Below are 19,583 nucleotides of genomic sequence, written 5' to 3'. Positions count from 1 at the left end.
AATTATTCCGCGGCCAACGCTTTTAGCGCCGACGCCGCTTCCGCCAGCTCCAGCTCGCTGAACACCCGTACGCCATGGCGCTTGAGCAACGCCGCCGTCACGCCCTCGCCGGGGACTTTCACACCGCTGAATGTTCCGTCATAGGTGAGCAGGTTGCCGCAGGAGGGGCTGTTGGCCTTCAGCACGGCGATCCGAATGCCGTGTTCGCGCACCAAATCCAACGCTTGATAGGCACCCGACAAAAACTGCGCGCTCACATCCTCGCCATCGGTGGTGATGACCGCCGCGTCGCCATCGAGCACTTTCACTCCTTGCCCGCCAGGAATCTCCGCCGCCGGCCGGGGCGTGGGCAAGCCGCCGGCGACCTCCGGGCACAGCGGCACGACACGACCCTCGTCGAGCCATTGCTGGAGCTGATCGAATGGCCCGCTGGCGCCACCGTCGTAACGCACGCGATGACCGAGCAGACAGCGACTGACGAGGATTTTTTCCATGCTCAGAACAACTCGTTGCCGCGGCGTCGGAACCAACCGGTCAAGGACAGGCGCTCACGCGTCGCCGGCAGCACTTCATGGGGAATGTCCCCCGAGAGAAACACCACCAGGCAGCCGCCGGTGGGCACTACATCGTGCTCACTTTCGCCCAGGTACATGCGCAGCTGACCGCCGTGTTCCGGCAGCCAGGCGTCATTGAGATAGAGCACCGCCGAGACCATGCGCCGGTCATCGTCACGGAAGCGGTCGACGTGCTTGAGGTAGAACGCGCCGGGCGGGTACAGGGCGAAGTGGCTCTCGAAATCCTCCAGGCCCAGGAACAGGCCCCGGTTCAAGGCCTCGCGCAGGCTGTCCATCAACCCCAGGTAACGGTCGCAGGCGTCAACCTGGCCGGGCTCGATCCACTGGATGTGATCGCCACGGATCCCTTCGCGAATTTCCGAAAACGGCCCGCGCCCAACGGCGGCCGGGGCCAGTTCACCTTCAGCGGCGCGCTGGCGGCACTCGGCCGCCAGGGCGCGCGTCAGCGCATCCGGCAGGAAGATGTTCTGCTGCGACCAGCCGCGCTCGGCCAGGTCGTCGACGATACGTAACAGCAACGGATGATCAGAAGGTATTTGCATGGCGCGCATAGTATTCCTGTGCCTGCAAAACCGACAGCGCCGCGCAGCGGGTTCGCTGCGCCAGGTGGCACCGCCGTACGAACTTGATACGAATTCTCGACAAGTTCCCGCACCCCACGGAGAATAGTCGGCTGCTGACAGGAGTCCCTATGCGCCGTTTGCTTTTCTCACTGTTGATGTTCTGCGTATTGCCCGCCTGGGCAGACAGCTACGACCAGTTGTACAAGGTCGCCGGCTGGCCGGAACAACGGGCGCATTTCAATGACGCCTTGAATGCCGCGCAGCAGCGCTATCAGAACAGCCTGCCGCCAGCGGTATTCCAGGCGTTGGTGAACAACAGCAACCAACGGTTCGCGCCCCAGGCCATGGACCAGCGGGCCGAGGCCCAGCTGCGCAAGAACCTTGCCGATCCGGACCCGGCCCTGACCTTTTTCCAATCGCCCCTGGGCCGCAAAGTCGTCGCGGCCGAACTGCTCGCCACCCGCCGCGACCAATTGGCGAAGAACGCCAAGGGCCTGCCGAAGATGCAGGCCAGCGATAACCGCCTGCTGATCATCGGCCATCTGGCCCAGGCCCTGCCCGCCCGTGAAGCCGGCGCCGAAGTCAGCCTGGCGATCGCCGGCGTGGCGGCCGACAGCCTGAGTTCGATGATTCCAGGCTTACTGGGCGGCGGGCAGGCTCAAGGCATGTTGAACGGCCAGCGCCAGCGCCTGATGGACCAGATCGGTGCGGACCTGAACAACACGTTGCTGTACGTCTACCGTGACCTGACCGACACCGAGCTGGAAGAATTCGCCACCTTCGCCGAGTCGGCCGAGGGGCAGGCCTATTACCAGGCGGCGCTGGCGGCGATTCGGGCGGGGTTGGCGGTGGGGCAGAACTTAGGGCAGTAGGGATTCAACATCGCTATCGCGAGCAGGCTCGCTCCCACAGGGACTGATTGCACAGATCCATTGTGGGAGCGAGCCTGCTCGCGAACGCGATAGATCGATCACCGCCGGACCCGACTCATCCGCCTGCTCAAGAACTCAAACATTTCCTGACGCATCGCCAACCTCTCATTCGCCAGGTGATGCCGCCCCTGCGGCAACATCAGAACCTGCGGCCGGTCGAATTTGGCCTGCAACACTTGCAAGTTGTGTCGCCAATCCACCGTCATGTCCGCCTGCCCCTGGACGATCAACGGCTGGCGCGGGCTGCTCGGCGCCGCCTCTATGCGCTTGATCCACTGCGCGAGCGCCCCGACCCACGCGGTGGGCAGGCGCAGCGGTTGCAGCGGGTCGGCCTGCAGGAACGGAAGGAAATCCGGGTCGGTGGAATTCTCGGTGAACCGCCGGGCAATGCCGGTCACGAACGGCTTGAGCAGGTAATAACTGAAGCGCGACCAGCCCCAGGCGCGAGGCCGGACCAGGGGCGACAACAGGATGACCTGGCCCTGGGCCGGGCTGTTTGCGCCCTGGTTGAGGACATGGTCGACCACAATTGCCCCGCCGGTGCTTTGTCCGCACAGGTGCCAGGGTTGCGGCAGGCCAAGGCTCTCCCCTTCTGCCAGCAAACCTTGCAATGTCGCCTGGTAGTCGGCGAAATCGCCGATGCTGGCGCGCTCGCCACTGGACAATCCATGGCCCGGCAAGTCGCAGCTGATCACCACGAACCGCTGCTCCAGCGCCCAGTCGATCAAGTGCCGGTAAAGGCCCATGTGGTCGTAATAGCCATGGAAAAGGAACAGGGTCGCCACGGCTTTTTCCGGCCACCAGACCTGGCCGACCAGCTCATACCCCGCAACGTCGAAACGACCCAGGCCGCTGCGCAGCGTGCGTGCAGGGAAATCCAATCCATAGAATTGCTGGTAGGCCTGCGCTTGCGCAGACAGCGGCTGCCACTGCGCCAAAGGTTGCAGGCTGGCGCGCAGATGATCAGGGTCAAAAGAAGCGGGCATTGGTATTCCAGGCAGGAGCGCATCGCGCGAAACAGGCTTTGTAAGCCTGTGATATTCATCTGTCGCGTCGGGCATGGCAAGCTACGCGGCTCCAGAGGATCGACTCCATGCGCCCGTCCCACCGCACGACCTTGCTTGCCAGCCTGCTCGCCCTCGCGTGCGCCGTCGTGCTGTGGCTCGCCTACGACTGGTTCCAGGGCCGATTCCTGAGGACGTTCAGCCAACACACGGCAGTATTTTCCGGCGACCCCCTGCGCCTGCCCCACGACCTGGCCGGCCCCGGCGCAATCCGCCTGGTGCATTTCTGGGATCCGGCCTGCCCGTGCAACGTTGGCAATCAGCAGCACCTCTCCGAGCTGGTCGAGAAATACACCCCCCTTGGCGTGGCGTTCTACGCAGTACAAAAAACCGGCAGCCTGGGCCGCCTGCCTGCCACGCTGAATAGCCTCAAGACACTGCCGGCGCTTCCCGGTTCGGAACAGATTCCTGCCAGCCCCGCCGTGGCGATCTGGGACCGCCACGGCAAACTGGCGTATTTCGGCCCGTACAGCGAAGGCTTGACCTGCAATTCGAGCAACAGCTTTATCGAACCGATTCTCGAAGCGTTGAGTACCGGCCGGCAAGTCGACGCAACCCACACCATGGCGGTGGGTTGTTATTGTCCGTGGGCCCAGGACACATCCAGCAAACAGTAGGGCCGAAGATATCCCTCCGAGGAACGATGCACCGGGAAGCGGTCACGTGTTAAACAGGCGATCCACAGCGAGATCGTGGGACCGCTGCCACTCGAATAAGGAATGACCATGAAACGGACCCTCGTCGCCTTCCTGTCACTGGTCGTCACCGCCGTTATCGTCGCGGGCGGCTACCTCTACAGCAAGCAGCCCACCCGCCAGGGCACGGTGCAGTTGCAAGGGCTGCAAGGCTCGGTGACGGTGCGCTACGACGAACGCGGCGTGCCGCATATCCGCGCCGAGAACGAAACCGACCTGTACCGTGCCCTCGGTTACGTCCACGCCCAGGATCGGCTGTTCCAGATGGAGATCATGCGGCGCCTCGCCCGGGGCGAGTTGGCCGAGATCCTCGGGCCCAAGTTGCTCGACACCGACAAGCTGATGCGCAGCCTGCGCATTCGCGAGCGCGCCGCCAGCTACGTCGCCGAGCAGGATCGACAGTCGCCGGCCTGGATCGCTACGCAAGCGTACCTGGACGGCATCAACGCCTATCACCAAACCCACACGCGGCCGCTGGAGTTCGATGTGCTGGGCATTCCCAAGCGTCCCTTTACCGCTGAAGACACCGCCAGCATCGTCGGCTACATGGCCTACAGCTTCGCCGCGGCCTTTCGCACCGAACCCTTGTTGAGCTATGTGCGCGACGAACTCGGTGCCGAGTACCTGAATATTTTCGACCTCGACTGGCAGCCTCAGGGCGTCCTGCCTCAGGATCCGGCAGGCGGCACGACACTGTCCGCCACTGACTGGAAAGGCCTCAACGCCCTCGCCCGCCTGAGTGAGCAGGCCTTGGCCGACCATGGCCTGCCGCAGTTCGAAGGCAGCAACGCCTGGGCGGTCTCGGGCAACCGCACCCACAGCGGCAAGCCTTTGCTGGCGGGCGATCCGCATATCCGCTTTTCCACGCCGTCGGTGTGGTACGAAGCCCACCTGTCGGCGCCAGGTTTCGAACTCTACGGCCAGTATCAGGCCCTCATGCCGTTCGCCTCCCTGGGCATGAACAAGGATTTCGGCTGGAGCATCACCATGTTCCAGAACGACGACCTGGACCTGATCGCCGAGAAGATCAACCCGGACAACCCCGAACAGGTCTGGTATCGCGGCCAGTGGGTGGACATGACCCGCAGCGAACAGCAGATCGCCGTCAAAGGCCAGGCCCCGGTAACGCTGGTGTTGCGCCAGTCGCCCCACGGCCCGATCGTCAACGATGCCCTCGGCGCCAATGCGGGCAAGACGCCAATCGCCATGTGGTGGGGGTTCCTGGAAAGCCGCAATCCGATCCTCGAGGCGTTCTACCAGCTCAACCGCGCCGACACCTTGGTGAAGGCCCGCGGTGCGTCGGCCAATATCCATGCGCCGGGGCTAAACGTGGTCTGGGCCAATGCCAAGGGCGACATCGGCTGGTGGGCCGCGGCGCAATTGCCCAAGCGGCCGGCTGGCGTGAAACCCGGCTTCATTCTCGACGGCACCAGCGCCGAAGCGGAAAAAGACGGTTTCTACCCTTTCAGCAGCAATCCCCAGGAAGAGAACCCGGCCCGGGGCTACATCCTCTCAGCGAATTTCCAGCCGGTGGCGGCCAGCGGGATCGAGATCCCTGGCTACTACAACCTCGCCGACCGGGGTCAGCAACTCGACCGACAACTGAGCGACAAACAGGCCAAATGGGACATCCAGACCACCCAGAAACTGCAACTGGGCACCGCCACCGCCTATGGCCCGCGCCTGCTTGCACCTTTGTTGCCGATCCTGCGCGAAGCGGTCAGCGACCCGCAGGAGCGCAAGTGGGTGGAACAACTGGCTGAGTGGAAGGGCGACTACCCGCTGGACTCCTTCAGCGCCACGTTGTTCAACCAGTTCCTGTATGACCTGGCCAACACCGCCCTGCGGGACGAACTGGGCGACGGATTCTTCGAAACCGCGCTATCGACCCGTGTCATCGACGCCGCGCTGCCACGCCTGGCCGCCGAGAAAGACTCTCCGTGGTGGGACGACCGATCGACGCTGGGCACCGAAACCCGCGCCGACACGGTGATCAAAGCCTGGGACAAAGCCCTGGCGCACTTGAGGGCGACGCTGGGGGCCGACCCCGCCCAATGGCGGTGGGGTCAGGCACACACCCTGACCCACGGGCATCCCCTGGGCCAGCAAAAGCCACTGGACCGGGTCTTCAACGTTGGACCGTTCGCCGCACCCGGCACCCATGAAGTGCCGAACAATCTCTCGGCCAAGATCGGACCAGCGCCCTGGCCCGTGACCTATGGCCCTTCCACCCGGCGCATCATTGACTTCGCCGACCCGGCCCACAGCGTCACCATCAACCCTGTCGGCCAGAGCGGCGTACCATTCGACAAGCACTACAAGGACCAGGCCGACGCCTATATCGAAGGGCTGTATCACCAGGCGCACCTGGCCGAGGAAGAAGTCACCGCCAACACCCACGGCACACTGAAACTGCTGCCCGCCAGGGCCGAGCCCTGACCATGGCATCGGAATGTTTCTGACGATCGACAGGCTTGGACATCAATGATCGTCAGGACTGCAAAAGCCCAACCCGTTTATCTCAATGGAGTCGATGCAATGTTCAATAACTGGTCCGAACTGCTGCCCACCATCAAGAGTGCCTTTGGCGCCCTGGGCAAAAGCAATCCGAAAATGGTCAAGGCCTACATGGCCCTGGATGAGGCTGCCGCCGAGAACAACGTGCTCGACGCCAAGACCCGTGAACTGATCTCCATCGCCGTGGCGATCACCACCCGATGTGACGGCTGCATCGGCGTACACACCGACGCCGCGATCAAGGCCGGCGCGACCCGCGAAGAAATCGCCGCCACCCTGGCAACGGCGGTCTCGCTGAATGCCGGAGCGGCTTATATCTATTCCCTGCGGGCGCTGGAGGCCCATGACGCACTGAAAAAATGAGCTTAAAGCAACGCGGCAAAATTCAACCTGAACTGTTGCGGCGTCACGCCCAACCGCCGATTGAAGACGCTGCGCATGTGTTGGGCATCGCGAAAGCCGCATTGGTAAGCGACGGTCTTGAGCGGTGCCCGAGTGCTTTCCAGCATCACGCGCGCCGCGTCTACCCGGGCCTGTTCGACGAACTCGGCTGGCGTGACCTTCGCCTCCCGGGCGAACACGCGGGAGAAATTGCGTGGGCTCATGTTCGCCGCGCTGGCGAGGTTGGCGATGCCCAGATCACCGTTGAGATTCGCCAGCACGTACGCCTGGACCTGGGCCACGGTGGAGGTCGGCTCGGCATGGGGCGCGAGAAACGGACTGAACTGTGATTGGCCGCCTGAACGCTGGGTGAACACCACCAGCCGCTTGGCGACATTCAGTGCCACCTCCGGCCCATGGTCCTGAGCCAGCAGAAACAGCGACAGGTCGATTCCCGCCGTAACGCCCGCCGAGGTATACAGCTCGCCGTCCTGCACGTACAGCCGATCGGCTTCGATCCGGGTCGAGGGGCACAGCTGCGCCAGCGCCGAAGCATCGCCCCAATGGGTGGTGACGGTCCGCCCCTGGAGCAATCCCGCCCGAGCGAGCATGAACGCGCCATTGCAGATCGAACCGAAGCGCCGGGCCCGGGCGCAGGCTTCGCGCAGCCAGGCATTGAACGCTGGGCCAACGTCCATGAACGGCAATTGCGGCCCGCCCGCGACCAGCAGCAGGTCGTACGGCCCTGACGCTGCGCTGAAATGGCGGTGGGGATTGAGGGACATGCCGTTGGAGCAAGACGTCGCGCCGCGCTCGACGCCGATCACTTCCAGCCGATAGTGATCCTGCGCGGCGAGAAAGCGATTGGCTTCGCAGAACACATCCAGGGGGCCGCTGACGTCCAGGGACTGGACGCCCGTGAACACCACGATGGCGACGGTTTTTTCCATGGTGCTCACTTACCTGTCCGGGTTGACCACAGAACCCTAGCCAATCCGGCGTGCAGAAGCCAGATGGCATGAAACCCAAGTTCATTGGCCGTAATCGCAGCCATGGCGCGATTGCTGCGCCGTATCCCGGCGAACAGACTGAACCCTCAGCGCCGCCACGGCGCACCGTCAGAGGAGAGCAGCATGACCCGCATCGCCGGCATCCAGATTCCCGACAGCGCCCTCGCCCGGGCCACCACCGAATACATCCGCGACATTGAATCGGACCTGCTGTATCACCATTCCCGCCGGGTGTTCCTGTTCGGCGCCTTGAGCGGCCAGCGCCAGCAGTTGGCTTACGATCCGCAGCTGCTCTACGTCGGCGCGATGTTCCACGACCTCGGGTTGGTGGAAGGCTACCGCAGCGACGATGAGCGCTTCGAAGTGGACGGCGCGAACGCCGCCGCGGCCTTCCTCAAACCCTACGGGTTGAGCGATGACGACATCGAGCAAGTGTGGCTGTCGATCGCGCTGCACACCACGCCCGGCGTGCCGAAGCACCTGCGGCCCAACGTCGCCCTGGTGACCGCTGGCGTGGAAATGGACGTGCTGGGCATGGATTACGCCGCGTTCCCCGCCGCACAGCGCGACGCCGTGGTGCATGCGCATCCCCGGGGAGAAGGCTTCAAGGAGTGCATCATCTGCGCCTTCGCCGACGGCTTGCGGCATCGTCCACATACCACCTTCGGCAATGTGAAGACCGATGTGCTGAGGGATCAGGAGCCGGGGTTCAAGCCGATGAACTTCGTTGAAGTGATCCGCAGCTCGCCCTGGAATTCATAGCCAGCACACCCCGCCACTATCGCGAGCAGGCTCGCTCCCACAAGGGGATCTGCGCTGAGCCACGGATTTGCAGGCAAAAAAACACCAGTGGGAGCGAGCTCGCTCCCACATTTTGGTCCCAGAGTCGGTTAGGCCGAAGCGGTTTCCGCCCGGCGTACTTCCGGTTGCTTCCAGGAATCGGCGGCGCTTTCCTCGATCGCTTGCTGGATCGCCCGCTTGCGGTTTTCTTCGGCACGGCGGCTGAAGTACCAGACCAGGAAGGTCACCAGGGACACCGCCAGCAGGATCAGGCTCGCCACGGCGTTGATTTCCGGTTTCACCCCCAGGCGCACCGCCGAGAAGACTTCCATCGGCAAGGTGGTCGAGCCAGGGCCGGAGACGAAGCTTGCCAACACCAGGTCGTCGAGGGACAGCGCGAACGACATCATGCCGCCCGCCGCCAGCGACGGCGCGATCATTGGAATGGTGATCAGGAAGAACACCTTCCACGGCCGCGCGCCGAGGTCCATGGCCGCCTCTTCGATGGACAGGTCCAGCTCACGCAAGCGCGCCGAGACCACCACCGCCACGTAGGCCGCGCAGAACGTGGTGTGGGCGATCCAGATCGTGACGATGCCACGTTCCTGGGGCCAGCCGATCATTTGCGCCATGGCCACGAACAACAGCAACAGCGACAGGCCGGTGATTACTTCCGGCATCACCAATGGCGCGGTGACCAGGCCGCCGAACAGCGTCCGACCCTTGAAGTGGGTGATGCGGGTCAGCACGAAGGCCGCCAGCGTGCCCAGGGCCACCGCGGCAATCGCCGTGTAGCAGGCGATTTCCAACGAGCGCATCACCGAGCCCATCAGCTGGCTGTTGTCCAACAGGCCGACGTACCACTTGACTGACCAACCGCCCCACACCGTCACCAGTTTGGAGGCGTTGAACGAGTAGATCACCAGAATCAGCATCGGCGCGTAGATGAACAACAGACCCAGCACCAGCATCAGGCTTGAAAAACTGAAGCGCTTCATTACTTGCCCTCCATTTCTTTGGCCTGACTGCGGTTGAACAGGATGATGGGCACGATCAGGATCGCCAGCATCACCACCGCCAAGGCGGATGCCACCGGCCAGTCTCGATTATTGAAGAATTCCTGCCACAGCACTTTGCCGATCATCAGCGTTTCCGGGCCGCCCAGCAGTTCCGGAATCACGAACTCGCCCACCACCGGGATGAACACCAGCATGCAGCCGGCGATGATGCCGTTCTTGGACAGCGGCACGGTGATCTTCCAGAAGCTGTTGAAGGTGCTCGAACCCAGGTCCGACGCGGCTTCCAGCAGGCTGGCATCATGCTTCACCAGGTTGGCATAGAGCGGCAGGATCATGAACGGCAGGTAGGAATAGACCACGCCGATATAGACCGCCAGGTTGGTGTTGAGAATTTGCAGGGGTTCGCTGATCCAACCCATGCTCATCAGGAAGCCGTTAAGCAAGCCGTTGTTGCTGAGGATACCCATCCACGCGTAGACGCGAATCAGGATCGCGGTCCAGGTCGGCATCATGATCAGCAGCACCAGCACCGTCTGCATCTCTTTGCGGGCGTTGGCGATGCCATAGGCCATGGGGTAGCCGATCAACAGGCACAACGTGGTGCTGATCAGCGCCATCTTCAGCGAGCCGAGATAGGCGGAGATGTACAGCTCATCCTCGCTGAGCATCACATAGTTGCCAAGGTTGAGCAGCACCTGCAGCTTCTGGTCGATGTAGCTGTAGATTTCGGTGTAAGGCGGGATCGCCACGTCGGCTTCGGCGAAACTGATCTTCAGGACGATGAAGAACGGCAGCATGAAGAACAGGAACAGCCAGATGAAGGGCACCCCGATGACCATCTGACGGCCACCGGGCGTTATTCGGGCGAGTCGGCGTTTGAACTTGCGCATGTTCATGAGCGAAGCACCACGCCGCTGTCGTCTTCCCACCAGACGAATACCTGGTCGCCCCAGGTCGGACGCTGGCCTCGGCGTTCGGCGTTGGCGACGAACGACTGCACCAGCTTGCCACTCGGCAGCTCGACGTAGAACACCGAGTGGCCGCCCAGGTAGGCGATGTCATGGACCTTGCCACTGGACCAGTTGTGCTCGCAGGTTGGCTGCTCGGGCGTGACCAGGAGTTTTTCCGGGCGGATGGCGTAGGTGACGGACTTGTCCTGCACCGAGGTGCTGATGCCGTGGCCGACGTAAATGTTGCGGTCCAGGTCCTTGCACGTCAGCACCGCGTGGCCCTCGGCGTCGTCCACCACTTCGGTCTCGAAGATGTTGACGTTGCCGATGAATTCACAGACCAGGCGGCTGGTCGGGGTCTCGTAGATATCGATCGGGCTGCCGATCTGGGCGATCCATCCCAGGTGCATGATCGCAATGCGCTCGGCCATCGTCATGGCCTCTTCCTGGTCGTGAGTCACCATCACGCAAGTCACGCCGACCCGCTCGATGATCTCCACCAGCTCAAGTTGCATCTGCGAGCGCAGCTTCTTGTCCAGCGCGCCCATTGGCTCGTCGAGCAGCAAGAGTTTGGGCCGCTTGGCCAGGGATCGGGCCAGGGCCACGCGCTGGCGCTGGCCACCAGAGAGTTGGTGCGGCTTGCGCTTGGCGTACTGGCTCATCTGCACCAGCTTGAGCATTTCAGCCACGCGGGCATCGATCTCGGCTTTCGGGATCTTGTCCTGTTGCAGGCCGAAGGCGATGTTCTGTGCCACGGTCATGTGGGGGAACAAGGCGTAGGACTGGAACATCATGTTGATCGGCCGCTCGTAGGGCGGCAGGTCGGTGATGTCCACGCCATCGAGGAAAATCCGCCCCTCCGTGGGCCGCTCGAAGCCTGCCAGCATGCGCAGCAAAGTGGATTTGCCCGATCCCGAACCGCCGAGCAAGGCAAAGATCTCGCCTTTCTTGATTTCCAGGGACACGTCGTCCACGGCAATCGTCTCGTCGAACTTCTTCGTGACCCGGTCGATCTTGACCAGCACCTGCTTGGGTGTCTGGTCGCCCTCGAGGGCTTTCTTATAGGCGCCGGAGGCAACTGCCATTTACGAAACTCCCACAAAATTTGCAGCTCGCCCAAGACGGGCGAACCTTGGAAAAGTTAGAGCGCTTGACGCTATTTACCCGACTTGACCTTGGTCCAGCTGCGGGTCATGAGTCGTTGGATCTTGGGCGGCAACTCGGAGTTGACGTAGAGCTTGTCGACAACCTCCTGCGGGGGATAAACCGCTTCGTCGGTGCGCACTTCCTGGTCCATCAGTTCGCCAGCCTTGGGGTTCGGGTTGGCATAACCGACGTAGTCGCTCACCTGGGCGATGACCTCAGGCTTGAGCAGATAGTTGATGAACGCGTGGGCCTCCTTGACGTTGGCGGCGTCGCGTGGGATTGCCAGCATGTCGAACCAGAGGTTGCCACCTTCCTTGGGAATCACGTAGGCGATTTCGACGCCCTTGCCGGCCTCGCTGGCACGTTCACGGGCCTGGAAAATATCGCCGGAGAACCCGGCAGCCACGCAGATGTTGCCGTTGGCCAGGTCCGAGATGTACTTGGAGGAGTTGAAGTAGGTCACGTAAGGCCGGATCTTGAGGAGCTGGGCCTCGGCCTTCTTGTAGTCTTCGGGGTTCTGGCTGTTGGGGTCCAGGCCCAGGTAGTTGAGCATCGCCGGGATCATCTCGTCGCCCGAGTCGAGGAACGAAACGCCGCAGCTGGACAGCTTCTTGATGTTTTCCGGTTCAAACAGCATGGCCCACGAGTCGATTTTTTCGACACCCAGTACCGCCTTGATCTTCTCGACGTTATAGCCGATGCCGTTGGTGCCCCACAGGTAAGGCACGGCGTATTGATTGCCCGAGTCGTTTTTTTCCAGACGCTTGAGCAGCGAAGGATCGAGGTTGGCGTAGTTCGGCAGCTGCGATTTGTCGAGCTTCTGGAACGCCCCGGCCTTGATCTGCTTGCCCAGGAAATGGTTGGATGGCACGACCACGTCGTAACCGGTGCGACCGGCCAGCAACTTGCCTTCCAGGGTTTCGTTGGAATCGAACACATCGTAGACCGGCTTGATCCCGGTGGCTTTCTCGAAGTCCGCCAGGGTGGATTCGCCGATGTAGTCCGACCAGTTATAAATATGCACGCTGGAAGCCGCTTGGGCACTGACAGCGAGTGTCAGGCCAGCACCGACCAGCAAGGCGTTGCGCAACAAAGAAAAGACAGGCACGTGGAGGTCCTCTTAAATAGTTGGGCCCAAGTTGCCCCCGTTACCGGGCAACGATATGCCCTGCAACAAAACCGGCGCGCAACTTACCCTCGATAAACCGATCCAGCAAAACTTTTAGTTATTTAATTGCTCCTGTTGCCGCCCTCCCGGGGACGGCGACAACCGGAGCGTGCTTCAAGCCGGCTTATTTGCCGGATTTGATCTTGGTCCAGCTGCGGGTCAGGATCCGCTGGGTCGCCGACGGCAGGTCGGCGATGGCGTACAGCTTGGCCTTCACTTCGTCCGATGGGTAGATGCTCGGGTCACCGGAGATTTCCTTGTCCACCAGCGCGGTGGCGGCCTTGTTGCCGTTAGGGAAACGCACGTTATCGGTGATCTCAGCCATGATTTCCGGCTGCATGATGAAGTTCATCCACTTGTAGGCGGCTTCGACGTTTTCGGCATCTTTTGGAATGGCGACCATGTCGTAGAACGAACCGGCACCTTCCTTCGGAATGGTGTAGGCCACTTTCACCTTGCCGCCAGCTTCAGCCGCACGGCTCTTGGATTGCTCGATATCACCCGAGTAACCCACGGCCACGCAGATGTTGCCGTTGGCCAGGTCCGAAATGTACTTGGAAGAGTGGAAGTAACCGATCGATGGGCGCAGCTTGAGGAACAGTGCTTCGGCTTCGGCCAGTTGCTTCTTGTCCTGGCTGTCGGTCGGGTAGCCGAGGTAATGCAGAGCCACGGGAATCATTTCGGTTGGCGAATCGAGGAAGCTCACGCCGCAGCTCTTGAGCTTGGCAATGTTCTCGGGTTTGAGCAGCACGTCCCAGGAGTCGATCTTGTCGACGCCCAACGCGGCCTTGACCTTCTCGGGGTTGTACCCGATGCCGATGGTGCCCCACATGTACGGAAACGCGTGCTTGTTGCCCTGGTCGCTGGCATCGCCGACGGCCTTGAGCAGGTCGGGGTCCAGGTTCTTCCAGTTCGGCAGCTTGGACTTGTCCAGCTCCTGGTAGACGCCGGCCTTGATCTGCTTGGCGAGGAAGTTGTTCGACGGCACCACGACGTCATAGCCGGATTTGCCGGCCAGCAACTTGGCTTCCAGCGTCTCGTTACTGTCGAATACGTCGTAGACGACCTTGATCCCCGTTTCCTTCTCGAACTTGGCGACCGTGTCCGGCGCGATGTAGTCGGACCAGTTATAGACGTGCAGCACCTTGTCGTCCGCCTGGACGGCGCCCGCCATCACGCCCATCAGGGACATGGCGAGGAGGGTCTTGCCAGCTAACTTCATACCTAATGTCTTCATGCCTAATGCCTTCATGAAAAGTGCTCCAGTTATTCTTCTTGGCCACGGTTGCGTAGCCGGCTCTCTGGCAACTTGAACAGCGGGGGTAGTCTGGCAAGTTACAGGGCAAGCTTTCAACAAAAGCCCAGCCTTTTGTTCACGCTGGGCGAGGCCCATGCCGGCGCCTCGCTCAGAGCCTAGCACTTAGCCCTGCAACGCACTGAGCGTCAGGTCCAGGCATTGCCGCGCCTTGGCCACCAGTTCGTCGATCTCGGCCTTGCTGATCACCAGCGGTGGCGCAATGATCATGGTGTCGCCCACGGCGCGCATGATCAGCCCATTATCGAAGCAGAACTGCCGGCAGATCATGCCCACGCCCTTGCCTTCGTAACGCTTGCGCGTGGCCTTGTCTTGGACCAGCTCGATCGCCCCCAGCAAACCGACGCCGCGCACTTCACCCACCAGCGGATGATCGTTCAGTTCCCGCAGACGTTGCTGCAAATAGGGTGCCGTCTCGCCGTGGACACGCTCGATGATCTTCTCGTCGCGCAGGATCCTGATATTTTCCAGGGCCACTGCCGCAGCCACCGGATGGCCGGAGTAGGTGAACCCGTGGTTGAAGTCGCCGCCTTCGTTGAGCACCGCGACCACGTCGTCGCGCACGATCAGGCCACCCATGGGGATGTAGCCGGAGGTCAGGCCCTTGGCGATGGTCATCATGTGTGGTTTCAACCCGTAATGGTCGGTACCGAACCACTCGCCGGTGCGCCCGAAACCACAGATGACCTCGTCGGCCACGAAGAGGATGTCGTACTTGGCGAGGATTTCCTTCATGCGCGGCCAGTAGCTGTCCGGCGGCACGATCACGCCACCGGCGCCCTGGATCGGCTCGGCGATGAACGCACCGACGTTATCCACGCCGATCTCGAGGATTTTTTCTTCCAGCTGATTGGCCGCCCAGGTGCCGAACTCTTCAGGGCTCATGTCGCCGCCTTCACCGAACCAGTACGGTTGGGCGATGTGGACGATGCCCGGGATCGGCAGGTCGCCTTGCTCGTGCATGTAGGTCATGCCGCCCAGGCTCGCGCCGGCCACGGTCGAACCGTGATAACCGTTCTTTCGACTGATGATGACTTTCTTGCTCGGCTGGCCCTTGATCGCCCAGTAGTGGCGGACCATGCGCAACATGGTGTCGTTGCCTTCGGAGCCAGAGCCGGTGAAGAACACGTGGTTCATGCCTTGCGGCGCGATATCGGCGATGGCCTTGGACAATTCCAGCACGGGCGGGTGAGCGGTCTGGAAGAAGAGGTTGTAGTACGGCAGCTCACGCATCTGTTGGCTGGCGGCGTCCGCCAGTTCATCGCGACCGTAGCCAACGGCCACGCACCAGAGGCCGGCCATGCCGTCGAGAATCTTGTTGCCTTCACTGTCCCAGAGGTACACGCCCTTGGCGTGGGTGATGATGCGCGGGCCTTTCTCTTTCAGTTGCTTGAAGTCGCTGAACGGTGCCAGGTGATGATCGCTGCTAAGAGCCTGCCATTCGCGAGTTTGCGGGTTGTTGCGGGTCATGCGAATTCTCCTTTTATTCCATGAGGGCGGGGCCTATGGCAGCCCCGCCCGGCGCATCAGACGGCAAAGAGCAGGAATTCCCGCTCCCACGAACTGATGACGCGCTTGAAGTTTTCATGCTCGGCCCGTTTGACCGCGACGTAGCCCGTGATGAATTTCTTGCCCAGGTACTTCTCGATGGTGGTGCTGTTCTCCATGCGTTCCAGGGCGTCTTCGATGGTCAGCGGCAGGCGCAGGTTGCGGCGCTCATACCCTCGACCCACCACCGGCGCGCTCGGGTTGATGCCTTCGACCATGCCGATGTAGCCGCACAGCAGGCTGGCGGCAATCGCCAGGTACGGGTTGGCGTCGGCGCCCGGCAGGCGGTTTTCCACCCGACGGTTCTGCGGCCCGGCATCCGGAACCCGCAGGCCCACGGTGCGGTTCTCTTCGCCCCACTCCACGTTCACCGGCGCCGAGGTGTCGGGCAGGAAGCGGCGGAACGAGTTGACGTTGGGTGCAAACAGCGGCAACAGCTCAGGGATGAATTTCTGCAGGCCACCGATGTGGTGCAGGAACAGATCGCTCATGGTCCCGTCTTCATTGGAGAAGACGTTCTTGCCTGTTTCCTTGTCGATAATGCTCTGGTGCAGGTGCATGGCGCTGCCCGGCTCGCCGGTCATGGGCTTGGCCATGAACGTGGCGGCCACGTCGTGCTTGAGCGCGGCCTCGCGCATGGTGCGTTTGAACACCAGGATCTGGTCGGCCAGGGACAGCGCATCGCCGTGACGGAAATTGATTTCCATCTGCGCGGTGCCGTCCTCGTGGATCAGTGTGTCGAGGTCCAGCTCCTGCAATTCGCACCAGTCATAGACGTCTTCGAACAGCGGGTCGAATTCGTTGGCCGCTTCGATCGAGAACGACTGGCGACCGGTTTCCGGCCGGCCGGAGCGGCCGATCGGTGGTTGCAGCGGAAAGTCCGGGTCGTCGCTGCGCTTGGTCAGGTAGAACTCCATCTCCGGCGCGACAATCGGCTGCCAGCCCTTGTCCGCGTAGAGCTTGAGCACCTTCTTCAATACGTTGCGGGGCGACAGCTCGATGGGGTTGCCCTGCTTGTCGTAGGAGTCATGGATCACTTGAGCGGTGGGCTCGATGGCCCAGGGCACCAGGAAGACTGCGTTTTCGTCCGGGCGGCACATCATGTCGATGTCGGCAGGGTCGAGCAGTTCGTAATAGATGTCGTCTTCGACATAGTCGCCCGTTACGGTCTGGAGCAGGACGCTCTCGGGCAGGCGCATGCCTTTTTCGGCAATGAACTTGTTGGTCGGCGAAATCTTGCCCCGGGTGATGCCGGTCAGGTCGCCAATCATGCATTCGACTTCTGTGATCTTGTGGTCTTTCAACCAATCGGTGAGCTGGTCGAGGTTGTTACTCATAAATGCCTCTAGGCGTGAGTTTCCTGGCTGCTATTAGTAGTCAGGCGTTGTTTGACGCATCGGCGTCGCGTTGTGTTGCCCTTGCTCGGCAGGCATCGCCAAATGCCTGGAAAATCGCAAGATAGTTCGGATTAGAGCCTACCGCCCATTCCGGGTGCCATTGCACACCTAAAGCAAAAGCCTTGCCTTGTACAACCGAGACGGCTTCGATCAGGCCATCCGGCGCCAGCGCTTCAACCCGCAGCCCCGGTGCCAGGCGCTCGATGCCCTGGCTGTGAATCGAGTTGACCTCAATGTTCGGCGGCAGGCCCAGGGCCGCGAGGACCCCGCCTGGCTGGACATGCACGGCATGGGCGGGGCCGTATTGAATGTCCACCGGCTGGGTGCCGTCTTCACGATGATCGATGAAGGTTCCGACTTCATGAACTTTCTGATGCAGGCTGCCGCCAAAGGCTACGTTCATCTCCTGGAAACCCCGACAGATGCCCAGCACCGGAACGCCCGCATCGACGGCAGCGCGTATCAGTGGAAGGGTAATGGCATCCCGTGCAGGATCATGGGCAGTGCCTGGCGCGCTGGCGGGGCCTTGATAGTGAAAAGGTTCTACATTGGAAGGAGAGCCGGTAAAAAGAATACCGTCCAGGGCGTCCAGAATATCGGACGGTGCGAACAGATCCGCCAGGGAGGGAATCAGCACCGGCAAACCCTTGGCGGCTGTTGCGACAGCCCGGGCATATTTGTCGCCAGTGGTGTGATACGCATGCAAACCGATCTGCCTGGAGCAGGTGGTGACGCCGATTAACGGCAGGCGAGACATGAAGCACCCCGGTATTATTGCTGTTATGGGTTTGAATCGAGCTTAGCCTTGTTCATTTTTTTACACAACACCCCGTAAAAAATACAACACGGCACGCTCAAGCCTGCGGGCGCGAAGGCCCTCAAAAGAAAAAAAACGCCCCAAACTGCCTCAAAAATGCCCCTCGGGTGCTTTTTTAGGGCACAAAAGGCCCAGCTTGACTTCGGCATGCCGTTCGGGTTGACTGGCTTTCGAAGAGATCAATGATTGATATTTTTAACAACAAAGGTGTTGCATCATGTCGGTACCCCCGCGTGCCGTTCAGCTTAACGAAGCGAACGCGTTCCTTAAGGAACATCCTGAGGTTCTGTACGTTGACCTTCTGATTGCGGATATGAATGGTGTGGTGCGCGGCAAGCGCATCGAACGCACCAGCCTCCACAAGGTTTACGAGAAAGGCATCAACCTGCCGGCCTCTCTATTTGCCCTGGATATCAACGGCTCGACGGTGGAAAGCACCGGCCTGGGCCTGGACATCGGCGATGCCGACCGCATCTGCTATCCCATCCCCGGCACCCTGAGCAATGAACCCTGGCAGAAGCGCCCGACCGCGCAACTGCTGATGACCATGCACGAACTCGAAGGCGACCCGTTCTTCGCCGACCCTCGGGAAGTCTTGCGCCAGGTCGTGACCAAGTTCGACGAATTGGGCCTGACCATTTGCGCGGCATTCGAGCTGGAGTTCTACCTGATCGACCAGGAGAACGTGAACGGCCGTCCGCAACCACCCCGCTCACCGATCTCCGGCAAACGCCCGCATTCGACCCAGGTCTACCTGATCGATGACCTGGACGAATACGTCGATTGCCTCCAGGACATCCTCGAAGGGGCCAAGGAGCAAGGCATTCCCGCCGACGCCATCGTCAAGGAAAGCGCCCCGGCGCAGTTCGAAGTGAACCTGCACCACGTGGCCGACCCGATCAAGGCCTGCGACTACGCGGTACTGCTCAAGCGGCTGATCAAGAACATTGCCTACGACCATGAAATGGACACCACCTTCATGGCCAAGCCGTATCCGGGCCAGGCTGGCAATGGCCTGCATGTTCACATCTCGATCCTGGACAAAGACGGCAAGAATATCTTTGCCAGCGAGGATCCCGAGCAGAACGCCGCGCTGCGTCACGCGATCGGCGGTGTGCTCGAGACCCTGCCCGCGCAGATGGCTTTCCTCTGCCCGAACGTCAACTCCTATCGTCGTTTCGGCGCGCAGTTCTACGTGCCGAACTCGCCGTCCTGGGGCCTGGACAACCGCACCGTGGCCTTGCGCGTGCCGACCGGCTCAGCCGATGCCGTGCGCCTGGAACACCGGGTTGCCGGCGCCGACGCCAACCCGTACCTGCTGATGGCCTCCGTGCTGGCGGGCGTTCACCACGGCCTCGTCAACAAGATCGAGCCCGGCGCGCCGGTCGAAGGCAACAGCTACGAGCAGAACGAGCAAAGCCTGCCGAACAACCTGCGCGATGCCTTGCGCGAACTGGACGACAGCGAAGTCATGGCCAAGTACATCGACCCGAAATACATCGATATCTTCGTGGCCTGCAAGGAAAGTGAGCTGGAAGAGTTCGAACATTCCATCTCCGACCTTGAATACAACTGGTACCTGCATACCGTGTAAGCGGTTGCGGTAAAAAAGAAACGCCGCAGGCCTTATGGCCTGCGGCGTTTTTTTATGTCTGGGCGGGTGGCCGCCTTCGGCCGATCGCGAGCAAGCTCGCTCCCACATGGAT

General features: G+C 61.5%; 18 protein-coding genes. 6 read left to right on the top strand and 12 right to left on the bottom strand.

Going from position 1 to position 19,583, the window contains the following annotated elements; all coding sequences use genetic code 11:
• Nucleotides 1-2: 2 nt before the first annotated feature.
• The gene (locus tag M1D68_RS01385; RefSeq protein ID WP_420765068.1) at nt 3-494 is read right to left on the bottom strand and encodes a 2-thiouracil desulfurase family protein; all 492 of its coding nucleotides are present in this window, start codon (nt 492-494) and stop codon (nt 3-5) included.
• A 2-nt stretch (nt 495-496) separates the two neighbouring features.
• A complete protein-coding gene (locus M1D68_RS01380) occupies nt 497-1,126 on the bottom strand; it encodes a 2OG-Fe(II) oxygenase (protein ID WP_420765069.1) in 630 nt (209 codons plus the stop codon).
• A 140-nt stretch (nt 1,127-1,266) separates the two neighbouring features.
• On the opposite strand from M1D68_RS01380, the gene M1D68_RS01375 reads away from it, so the two are divergent.
• On the top strand, nt 1,267-2,010 hold the full coding sequence (locus M1D68_RS01375) for a DUF2059 domain-containing protein (protein WP_434608990.1): 744 nt from the start codon (nt 1,267-1,269) through the stop codon (nt 2,008-2,010).
• Between the two features lie 98 nt (nt 2,011-2,108).
• Here the strand turns inward: M1D68_RS01375 and bipL are convergent, their stop codons facing one another.
• Nucleotides 2,109-3,056: a phospholipase BipL gene (bipL, locus tag M1D68_RS01370; protein WP_457969047.1), complete on the bottom strand. Its 948-nt coding sequence runs from the start codon at nt 3,054-3,056 to the stop codon at nt 2,109-2,111.
• Between the two features lie 107 nt (nt 3,057-3,163).
• Here bipL and M1D68_RS01365 point away from each other — a divergent pair, with 107 nt between their 5' ends.
• From M1D68_RS01365 to M1D68_RS01355, 3 genes are all read left to right on the top strand, one after another.
• Nucleotides 3,164-3,751, top strand: coding sequence for a DUF6436 domain-containing protein (locus M1D68_RS01365; protein WP_457969045.1), 588 nt, complete (start codon nt 3,164-3,166; stop codon nt 3,749-3,751).
• A 108-nt stretch (nt 3,752-3,859) separates the two neighbouring features.
• Complete coding sequence (locus M1D68_RS01360; protein ID WP_457969043.1) at nt 3,860-6,268, top strand: penicillin acylase family protein; 2,409 nt, start codon at nt 3,860-3,862, stop codon at nt 6,266-6,268.
• 99 nt (nt 6,269-6,367) lie between these two features.
• Nucleotides 6,368-6,709 carry a carboxymuconolactone decarboxylase family protein gene (locus tag M1D68_RS01355; RefSeq protein WP_014340738.1) on the top strand — a complete coding sequence of 114 codons (342 nt, stop codon included), beginning with the start codon at nt 6,368-6,370 and terminating at the stop codon, nt 6,707-6,709.
• Nucleotides 6,710-6,711: 2 nt separating this feature from the next.
• On the opposite strand, the gene M1D68_RS01350 is transcribed toward M1D68_RS01355, so the two are convergent.
• Complete coding sequence (locus tag M1D68_RS01350) at nt 6,712-7,677, bottom strand: GlxA family transcriptional regulator (RefSeq protein ID WP_420765173.1); 966 nt, start codon at nt 7,675-7,677, stop codon at nt 6,712-6,714.
• 183 nt (nt 7,678-7,860) lie between these two features.
• Between M1D68_RS01350 and M1D68_RS01345 the strand changes: the two genes are divergently transcribed.
• Nucleotides 7,861-8,499, top strand: a complete 639-nt coding sequence (locus M1D68_RS01345; RefSeq protein WP_434561743.1) for an HD domain-containing protein — start codon at nt 7,861-7,863, stop codon at nt 8,497-8,499.
• Nucleotides 8,500-8,627: 128 nt separating this feature from the next.
• Here M1D68_RS01345 and M1D68_RS01340 read toward each other — a convergent pair whose 3' ends face one another.
• The 8 genes from M1D68_RS01340 to M1D68_RS01305 all read right to left on the bottom strand — a co-directional run bounded on the left by M1D68_RS01340 (nt 8,628) and on the right by M1D68_RS01305 (nt 17,817).
• The gene (locus tag M1D68_RS01340; protein ID WP_420765075.1) at nt 8,628-9,515 is read right to left on the bottom strand and encodes an ABC transporter permease subunit; all 888 of its coding nucleotides are present in this window, start codon (nt 9,513-9,515) and stop codon (nt 8,628-8,630) included.
• The gene (locus M1D68_RS01335; protein WP_420765076.1) at nt 9,515-10,432 is read right to left on the bottom strand and encodes an ABC transporter permease subunit; all 918 of its coding nucleotides are present in this window, start codon (nt 10,430-10,432) and stop codon (nt 9,515-9,517) included. Before M1D68_RS01335 ends, M1D68_RS01340 begins: the two co-directional genes overlap by 1 nt.
• Nucleotides 10,429-11,571 (bottom strand): ABC transporter ATP-binding protein, encoded by a 1,143-nt coding sequence (locus tag M1D68_RS01330; protein ID WP_420765077.1) that lies wholly within the window; start codon nt 11,569-11,571, stop codon nt 10,429-10,431. Before M1D68_RS01330 ends, M1D68_RS01335 begins: the two co-directional genes overlap by 4 nt.
• Before the next feature lie 71 nt (nt 11,572-11,642).
• The gene (locus M1D68_RS01325) at nt 11,643-12,740 is read right to left on the bottom strand and encodes a polyamine ABC transporter substrate-binding protein (RefSeq protein WP_457969040.1); all 1,098 of its coding nucleotides are present in this window, start codon (nt 12,738-12,740) and stop codon (nt 11,643-11,645) included.
• Nucleotides 12,741-12,924: 184 nt separating this feature from the next.
• Nucleotides 12,925-14,022, bottom strand: coding sequence for a polyamine ABC transporter substrate-binding protein (locus M1D68_RS01320; RefSeq protein WP_420765174.1), 1,098 nt, complete (start codon nt 14,020-14,022; stop codon nt 12,925-12,927).
• Nucleotides 14,023-14,220: 198 nt separating this feature from the next.
• On the bottom strand, nt 14,221-15,585 hold the full coding sequence (locus tag M1D68_RS01315) for an aspartate aminotransferase family protein (protein WP_457969038.1): 1,365 nt from the start codon (nt 15,583-15,585) through the stop codon (nt 14,221-14,223).
• A gap of 56 nt (nt 15,586-15,641) precedes the next feature.
• Nucleotides 15,642-17,000, bottom strand: coding sequence for a glutamine synthetase family protein (locus M1D68_RS01310; protein ID WP_030138097.1), 1,359 nt, complete (start codon nt 16,998-17,000; stop codon nt 15,642-15,644).
• Between the two features lie 40 nt (nt 17,001-17,040).
• The gene (locus M1D68_RS01305) at nt 17,041-17,817 is read right to left on the bottom strand and encodes a gamma-glutamyl-gamma-aminobutyrate hydrolase family protein (RefSeq protein WP_457969036.1); all 777 of its coding nucleotides are present in this window, start codon (nt 17,815-17,817) and stop codon (nt 17,041-17,043) included.
• A 277-nt stretch (nt 17,818-18,094) separates the two neighbouring features.
• Between M1D68_RS01305 and M1D68_RS01300 the strand changes: the two genes are divergently transcribed.
• Nucleotides 18,095-19,471 (top strand): glutamine synthetase family protein, encoded by a 1,377-nt coding sequence (locus M1D68_RS01300; RefSeq protein WP_420765081.1) that lies wholly within the window; start codon nt 18,095-18,097, stop codon nt 19,469-19,471.
• The last annotated feature ends 112 nt before the right edge of the window (nt 19,472-19,583 follow it).

Source organism: Pseudomonas sp. R4-84, from assembly GCF_054130985.1.
This window is presented reverse-complemented; position numbering and strand designations above follow the sequence as displayed.